The sequence below is a fragment of the Mesorhizobium sp. M0833 genome, assembly GCF_040319905.1.
Taxonomy (GTDB): Bacteria; Pseudomonadota; Alphaproteobacteria; order Rhizobiales; family Rhizobiaceae; genus Mesorhizobium.
Map to the genome: position 1 here is coordinate 1 of NZ_JAMYOQ010000089.1, position 1,099 is coordinate 1,099.

Below are 1,099 nucleotides of genomic sequence, written 5' to 3' on the forward strand. Positions count from 1 at the left end.
TGTGGGTCGCCTTCGGCTTCCCAGCCTTCGCCGCCGTACTCGGGATTCTGTGGCTGATAATCGCGCGGCCTCAGATCAGGTGGTAGGTCGCAGGCAGGTCCCACTGCGATAATGCCCAGTCAAAGCACTCCGAAAGAATTCCGACCCATGCAGCGCGAATATCTCCCGGAGTGCGCCTGCGCCTCGACCTGTAAGTCGCACCGGAGTCCGGTCTCGTATCATTTCCAACCGCGCGCTCACCGCAATCGGCACAGGACAAGATCCCGTCTTGAGGCTGGTTAGGCTTCGCTTACAAAAAGATGAGGCCTGAGGGGAACACGGGAACCACATGCAAGTTCGGTGCGCAGTGGAGGAGATTGCGCCATGAACAGTGTTATTTATCTCATCGGCCTTGTCGTCGTCGTGCTTGCGATCCTCTCCTTCCTCGGATTCCACTAGGAGACACCATGCAGGACAAAGACGATCAAGGCCGTCAGACGGCCGATTTCGAGACAGCCAGAAGCGAGCTTTCGGAAAGACTACAACGGGAAAAGCAGACCGCGACGGAAGCGCTCCACGATGCGCGTGACGAGATCACCAGGAAAGCCGGAGATTACGCATCGGAAGCAAAGCAAGCATTGTTCAACAAGGCGGAGGGAACGCAGCGCGACATGAGCGCCAATCTCAAGGCCTTCAGCGGCGCATTGCGCGCGGCAAGCGAGCATCTTGCCAACAATGATCAACGGACCGCTTCGAAATTCGCCCTTGACGCCGCAGGCGGGCTCGAGCGGCTTTCCTCGTCCCTGAAGGATAAACCCTTCGACGAGGTGCTTGGCGAAATTCAGTCGTTCGGCCGCGAAAACTCGGGGGCGCTGATCGCCGGCTCGGTATTGGCAGGCCTGGCTTTGGGGCGGTTCATCAAGAGCTCGCCACCCTCTGCCCAAACCGGAGCACCGGGCCAGTCGGGAACAGGCCGGGCGCCCGAGACGGGTCCTAGCTCGAATGAGTCGGGATGGCGATCGGCAGAGCCAGTTGAACCAGCCCCGTTAGGATCCGATCAGTCCGGCGATGACTGGGCCAATGCAAGCCTGGAGCGAAACCCATGACTGACAACCAGGAC

The 1,099-nt window shown here is 59.7% G+C and carries 1 protein-coding gene; it reads left to right on the forward strand.

The features are described 5' to 3' along the window. The first annotated feature begins 356 nt into the window (after positions 1-356). The gene (locus NKH98_RS32900; protein ID WP_352904314.1) at positions 357-1,085 is read left to right on the forward strand and encodes a WXG100 family type VII secretion target; all 729 of its coding nucleotides are present in this window, start codon (positions 357-359) and stop codon (positions 1,083-1,085) included. The last annotated feature ends 14 nt before the right edge of the window (positions 1,086-1,099 follow it).